This is a genomic window from Streptomyces sp. (assembly GCF_050698815.1).
GTDB lineage: Bacteria > Actinomycetota > Actinomycetes > Streptomycetales > Streptomycetaceae > Streptomyces.
On record NZ_JBOHCV010000171.1, the window covers coordinates 1 to 6490 of the forward strand.

The 6490-nt window shown below is 71.0% G+C and carries 4 protein-coding genes; 1 reads left to right on the plus strand and 3 read right to left on the minus strand.

The genetic code is table 11. The features are described 5' to 3' along the window. Nucleotides 1-123: 123 nt before the first annotated feature. The gene (locus ACRDP3_RS06475; RefSeq protein ID WP_431515857.1) at nt 124-1056 is read right to left on the minus strand and encodes a 2-dehydropantoate 2-reductase; all 933 of its coding nucleotides are present in this window, start codon (nt 1054-1056) and stop codon (nt 124-126) included. Between the two features lie 136 nt (nt 1057-1192). Between ACRDP3_RS06475 and ACRDP3_RS06480 the strand changes: the two genes are divergently transcribed. Continuing rightward, nucleotides 1193-2722, plus strand: coding sequence for a hypothetical protein (locus ACRDP3_RS06480; RefSeq protein ID WP_431515858.1), 1530 nt, complete (start codon nt 1193-1195; stop codon nt 2720-2722). Between the two features lie 136 nt (nt 2723-2858). Here the strand turns inward: ACRDP3_RS06480 and ACRDP3_RS06485 are convergent, their stop codons facing one another. Continuing rightward, nucleotides 2859-4892 carry a CocE/NonD family hydrolase gene (locus ACRDP3_RS06485; RefSeq protein ID WP_431515859.1) on the minus strand — a complete coding sequence of 678 codons (2034 nt, stop codon included), beginning with the start codon at nt 4890-4892 and terminating at the stop codon, nt 2859-2861. Between the two features lie 43 nt (nt 4893-4935). Then, nucleotides 4936-6240, minus strand: a complete 1305-nt coding sequence (locus tag ACRDP3_RS06490; RefSeq protein WP_431515860.1) for an ATP-grasp domain-containing protein — start codon at nt 6238-6240, stop codon at nt 4936-4938. Nucleotides 6241-6490 lie beyond the last annotated feature (250 nt).

The following is a 6490-nucleotide window of genomic DNA, read 5'->3' on the forward strand; positions in this document are numbered from 1 at the left end:
CCGGCCGGCCGCCGGGACCGTGGCACGGGCCGCCCGACGAAGCGGGACCGGCGGGAGCTGGAACGCCTGCGCGGTCCGAGCTGAGCCCGGCCCGCCTCCTGAGCCGGCGCCTCAGCCGTCTGCTCAGCCGTCACCAAGGCTGGCGCCGCGGCCGGCGTCCTGGCCGCGGTCGGCGGCACGCAGCAGCGTCAGCAGCATGCGGTTGAGCGGCACGTCGATGCCGTGCCGCTCGGCGCCGCGCACCACGGCGCCCGTGATGTGCTCGTGCTCGAGGGGGCGGCCCGCCAGCCGGTCGTAGAGCATGGACGTGCCGCCGTCCGGCGGCACCGCCGCGTTCGCCCGCAGCGCGCGGCGCACATCCGCCTCCCCGGCCTGGGCTCCCTCCGCACGGGCCACGGCGAGCGCTTCGGCCAGGATCTCCTCCGCGAGCTGCTTCATCTCCGGGTCCCGCAGGATGTGCATGCGCTGCTGGAGCAGCGCGGTGAGCGGATTGGCCGCCGCGTTGGTGAACAGCTTCCGCCAGGCGGCCGTACGGAAATCGGCGACAGGGCGGACGGAGAGCCGGCTGTCGGCGAGAAGCGCCCCGAAGCGGTCCGCCAACGGTCCCTCGGGGACGTGCAGTTCGTCGGCCGTGTGGTGCACTATCCGGCCGGGCGCGACCCGCTCGACGGCCATGTAGGCGAGGGTGGGCAGGATGTCCGTGCCGGACGGCAGCAGCGGGGCGACACGTTCCACGTGGTCCACGCCGTTCTGTATGACGGCGACGGCGGTGTGCGGGCCGCACAGGGCACGCAGCCAGTCGGAGGCGCCGCCGGTGTCCTGGGCCTTGGTGGTCAGGAACACCCAGTCGACGGGCGCCACGTCCGCGGGCCGGGTGACGAACCGCGGGTCGGCGCGGAGGAGTTCACCATTGGTCCGCACAGTCAGCTCGTCGACCGGTGTGCGGAGGCAGAGGGTGACGTGGTGACCGGCCTCGTGCGCGAAGGCGGCGGTGAGCCCGCCGATCGCGCCGCCGCCGATCACCGCTATCCGGGCGGCGGAAACGGAAGAACGCATACCGCAGATCGTATGCGGCGCGCCCGAACGTCACCCGACCCGGGCGCACCCCGGTCACTCATTACCGCAAAACCGGCATAACGGGTGTTACGCATAGAGCACTCTGCCGGTTTCCTGAGCGGGACGAGGTTCGGCCATGTACGTGCTGCCTGCGGCTCGGAACGCGCCCGACACCGCACGCCTCAAACGCCTGTCCGCGTACGGGACCGAGCCCGCCGGCCGTCCGCTGCTCCGGCTCGGGGCGGTCGCCGCGCTCTACACCCTGGTGCAGCTCCTCCTCGTGCTGCCCGGCACCGGGCTCGGCTGGGACGAGACGGTCTACGTGAGCCAGGTCGACCGGAACGCCCCGACAGCGTTCTTCAGTGCGCCCCGCGCCCGCGGCATCTCCTACCTGGTGGCGCCGGTGACCGCCGCGACCTCCTCCACGACCGCGCTGCGCGTCTTCCTGGCCCTGCTGTCCGGGGCGGGGCTGCTGGCCGCGCTGTGGGTCTGGCGCAAGCTGCTGCCGGTCTCCGTGCTCGCCTGGGCCGGCGCGCTGTTCGGCACCCTGTGGATCAGTCTCTTCTACGGCCCGCAGGCCATGCCGAACCTGTGGTGCGCCTTCGGCTCGCTGGCCGCGGTGGGCTGCTTCCTGCGCGTCGCGCGCTCCCCCGCCGACCGCGCCGCGCGGGTGGGGCTCGGGATCTGTGTGGCCGTCGTGGCGCTGATGCGGCCGCCTGACGCGGTCTGGCTGGTGCTGGCCCTGGGCGGTGCCGCCCTGCTGGTACGGGCCTGGCGCCGCCCGGCCGTACTGCGGCCCGTGCTGGTGGCGCTGACGGCCGGAGCACTGTTCGGCGCCGCCCCGTGGATCCTCGAGGCGTACGCGTCGTACGGGGGGCTCCTCTCGCGGCTGCACCGCGCCAGCGACATCCAGGGCGGCATGGGCTGGAACGTGGCGATCGGGGATCACGTACGCAGCCTGCAGGGCCGGAGCCTGTGCCGGCCCTGCGCACTGCCGTGGGAGGAGCCGCACACCGGGCTGTGGTGGTTTGCGCTGCCGCTGCTGGCCGCGAGCGGCATCTCGGTGGCGGTCCGTGCGGGGCGCAAGGACGCCGCCGTGCTGCCCGCCGTGACCGCGGTGGTGCTCGCCCTGCCCTACCTGTTCCTGATGGGGTACGCGGCGCCGCGCTTCCTGCTGCCCGGCTACGCGCTGCTCGCCCTCCCGGTCGCCGAGTGCGTCCGGCGCGCATTCGCCGCCCGCAGACGGCACGGACGCCGCCCCCTCGTCCTGGTGCTGCTGCCGGCACTGCTGCTGGGCAGTCACCTGTTCGTGCAGTACCAGGTGCTGGGCACGGCAGTGCAGAACAATCACCGCATGACGGCGCAGCTGACCGAGGGGGCGGACCAGTTGCAGCGGCTCGGGCTGCGACCACCGTGCGTCCTCACCGGCGCCTACGCCGTGCCGATGAGCCACTACGCCGGCTGCACCGCACGCCAGTCCCACGGCCATGACACCAGCATCAGCACCGCGGGTCTGGGGGAGTTCGCGCGCCAGGGCCGGCCGATGGCCGTCTCCGTGGGGCGCGGGCACGCCACGCCCTCCTGGGCTCGAGACTGGCCCTCGGCCCGGCTGCACCTGATGCCGGGCTACCGCGTGTACGTGTCGCCCGGCGCCCGTCCGCGCTGAGGAGAGGCGGCCTCGTCCCGGGCGTCACGGACGGGCCGGTCACGACCGGAGTTCACCGGCCGGTGCGTGCCGGCTGCACGCACCGGCCGGGTCCTCGGCTGCTGACCGCAGTCCGGCGCCCGTCCGAGCGGCCGCCCTAGACGTGGTCGCGCGGGACGCGCTCGTTCCAGGTGCGGGAGAAGACTCTCCGGTCTCCCTCGTAGCCGTCGAGCGTTGCGTCCAGGACGAACTCGTTCCCGGTGGAGCGCAGCACGGTGCGGGTCTCCGTCCGTACCTTCCACTCGTCACGCGCGAACGTCATCGTCCACGCCGACTCCCCGCGCACCGACTCGAAGTCGTCGGCGACCGAGTCGTAGCGCTCGTAGGCGCGGCGGCCCACGTCGAGGTTGATGTCCTCGATGCGTGACGTTCCCCGGTCCTTGACGATCTCCAGGGCCGAGTTGTAGTTGACGAGGTCGCGCTTGACCTCCCAGCGCGATTCGATGGGCGTGAGCTGAGTGGTCTCCAGCGGCGGCGTGCCCTCGGGCTCCTCGAAGGCGCGCGTACGCATCTCGTCCGCCTCGGAGGGCGGCCGCACCGGCAGCGTCAGCGTGGTGGCGCCCGCGTACACGCTCAGCAGTACGGGCTTGGGCGGCGGCCAGGCCAGCGGCCAGTACGACGTCGAGAGCGAGAGCCGGATGCGGTGACCCGGCGGGAACGCCTGCCCCACGCCGTTGAGATGCACCGTGGCCCGGTAGCGGCGGCCCGGCTCGAGCACTTCCGGATCGCCGCCGGACTCCCGCCGGGTGAGGTTGAGCAGGCCGTAGCTGACCCGGGTCGTCGCACCGTCCGGCGCGACGTCGGACAGCCGCGCCGCCACCATCGCGACGGGCTCGCTCACCGAGAACTCCAGCTCCACGGTCGGCGAGCCGAGGATCTCCACCCGTTCGGTGAGAGTCTCGGTGTCGAAGACCAGCGAACCGCCATCCTCCTCCCGCTGGTCGTAGGGCAGGTCGGGCGGCGCGTTGTAGGAGGCCCACTTGCCGGCGAACTGGCCGACCGACAGCGGCGACTGCACCGTCAGCTCGGCGTCCTCCCCCGGCTCGACGCTCTCGCCGGGCTCACCGACGCGGTGCCTGCTCAAGGGATGCACCCGCGGCGAGATGTTCGGCGACGGCCAGGAAGGCTCGCTCACCCAGCGCCCCGGCCGCTCCTCGTAGGAGGTGGACGGCGGCACGCTCTCCTGCATCCAGGTCCGCAGCATGGGGCCCTCCATCGCCCCGTTGTCGGCGTCCTTGAGCCAGTGGTCCCACCAGCGGACCAGCTCCTGGAGATAGCCGATGGCGGGGCCTGGCTCCCCGAGGTGCGGGAACTTGTGCGACCAGGGACCGATCAGGCCCTTGCGCGGCACCTCGAGATTGCCCAGCAGCCGGGTGACGGCGTTGGAGTACCCGTCCGCCCAGCCGCTGGAGGCGAGCACCGGACACTGCACACCCTGGTAGTTCTCGCACACCGAGGCGTGCCGCCAGTACGCGTCACGGCGCTGGTGGCGAAGCCATTCCAGCGCCCACGGGCGGGAGTTCTCCAGCCGCTCGAGCCACATCGCCCGCCAGCGCTCACCGACCAGCGCCGGGTCCGGCGGCAGCGTGGCGTAGGCGAACATGGTGCCCGCCTCGGCCAGGTTGTCCGACAGCAGGCAGCCGCCCATGTAGTGCATGTCATCGGCGTACCGGTCGTCGGTGAAGGACGCGATGGCGATGGCCTGCAGGCTCGCCGGGCGGCGGGCCGCCACCTGGAGCGCGCTGAAGGCGCCCCAGGAGATGCCCATCATGCCGTTCCGGCCGTTGCACCACGGCTGGGCGGCGATCCATTCGAGCACGTCCTCGGCGTCGGACTGCTCCTGCTCCAGGTACTCGTCGGTGAGTACGCCCTCGGATTCGCCGGTGCCGCGCAGATCGACGCGTACGCAGGCGTAGCCGTGCCCGGCGAGGTAGGGGTGGTGCATGGAGTCGCGTACGGCGGTGAGGTCGCGCTTGCGGTACGGGATGTACTCCAGCAACCCGGGCACCGGTTCCTCGTCCGACGAACTGGGGCGCCAGATGCGGGCCGCCAGCCGGGTGCCGTCGGAGACCGGGATCCAGACGTGCTCCTCCTCCTCGGTCTTGTACGGCAGGTTGGTCACGTAGCGCATTGCGCGGCCTCCTCCCTCGAAGGGGTCGGTGTGCGGCAGACCTTCATCGTGCGGCAGACGGCTCGTCGATCTCGAAGGGCAACGCGGCCAGGCAGCGGTCGTACTTCTCGCGCATCTCCGCCTCACTGTCGGCGCCGACGAAGATGTGGGCGAGCTCGTAGCTGTAGCTGTCCTGTCCCGGGCTGTCGGAGAGCAGCTGGTCCTCCCCCGGCACCACCTCGATCTTCACACCGGGAATGTCCTTCTCCACCTGGGCGATCTCGTCCTGGGTGGGCGTGCGCTGCACCAGTCCGTCGGTGAACCAGCGGTGGTACCACTTGGCGGCGAGCGCGTACTGGCCGTGCTTGGGAAGCAGGTTCGGGTCGGTGCCGCGCGCGAGGCTGACCATGCAGTGGTGGTTGGAGACGCCGTCGACGTACTCGAACAGTTCGGCGTGCGACTGCGAGTGCCTCGGGTTGATCTCGAGCAGGTTCACGTCGCCGGTGCCGGCGTCGAAGAAGTACTCGATGCTGAAGGTGGCGTTGTCCATCCCGATCTGCGTCATCACGCGCCGCGAAATGCTCAGGATGCGCTGCTGCACCAGCTCCGGCAGGTCCGAGGGGTACTGGTGGCGAAGGAAGCACGAGCTGTCGGGGTAGTCGATGGAGTCCAGCACGCCGTACATGGTCACCTTGCCGTCGAAGACGTAGCCCTCGACGGCGACCTGTACGCCCTGCAGTGCCTCTTCGGCCAGGCATGCCTGGCCGCCGACCTCGGCGATCTCCGGCGGCAGGTCCAGCTGCTCGAGCACGTACTCGAACGGCCGCCCGATGCGGCTGATGCCGCCCCTGATCTCGGTGACCGCGGCCTGGAATTCGTCCATGTTCTTGACCCCGAAGGCAAGCTCCGAGGAGAAGGAGTTGACCGGCTTGAGCCACATCGGGAACTTCATGTGCTCGGGCGGCCGCGGGTCATCCGTCTCCAGGGAGACGAGACCGAAGCGCGGGTGCTCCTCGATGACCTTCTGCTGTTCCAGCCGGCTCCAGTACTTGTGCTCGCACTTGACGATCGACTCCAGACTGGTGCCGCGCAGTCCGTACTGGCCGTTCAGGATGGGCACGATGGTGCTGACCGGGAAGTCCCAGTAACCGACGATCGCGTCGATGCTCCCGTCGAAGGCGTCCAGCTTCGTGCGTGCCTTCTCCAGCAGGTCGGGAACTGACACCTCACCGTGCTGAAGCTCGGCGACCGTCAGCAGGGCATGGAAGTCGTACTCCGCGGCGTCCGGTATCTCGCGCAGGACCTGCAAGTTCGCTTCGTCCATGCCCATGACGAAGATGTTCTTCTGACGCACCGATATCTCCTTCATAACCGTCCTGTTCGGGCTGCTGTGCAGTGCCCTGAGGTACCCGGAAGACGTGCTTCCAACCTGGCTCACACGTGATCCGGGTCTCCCTCAGCGGACGGTGTTCCGCGGTGCGTCGTGCGGGGGCTAGGCCGCCTTCCGCCTCGGCGCCGAGCCCGAGCCCGAGCCCTGTGCCGGGCGCGGCCCGCCCGTACGCCGCCCTCGGCCGCCGCGGTTACCCGAGCGGTTGCCCGTACCGCCGCCGCTGCCGCTG

Bases quoted from the DNA above. Each gene is read 5' to 3' on its own strand.
- ACRDP3_RS06475 (WP_431515857.1), bottom strand. From the start codon at position 1,056: ATGCGTTCTTCCGTTTCCGCCGCCCGGATAGCGGTGATCGGCGGCGGC.
- ACRDP3_RS06480 (WP_431515858.1), top strand. From the start codon at position 1,193: ATGTACGTGCTGCCTGCGGCTCGGAACGCGCCCGACACCGCACGCCTC.
- ACRDP3_RS06485 (WP_431515859.1), bottom strand. From the start codon at position 4,892: ATGCGCTACGTGACCAACCTGCCGTACAAGACCGAGGAGGAGGAGCAC.
- ACRDP3_RS06490 (WP_431515860.1), bottom strand. From the start codon at position 6,240: ATGAAGGAGATATCGGTGCGTCAGAAGAACATCTTCGTCATGGGCATG.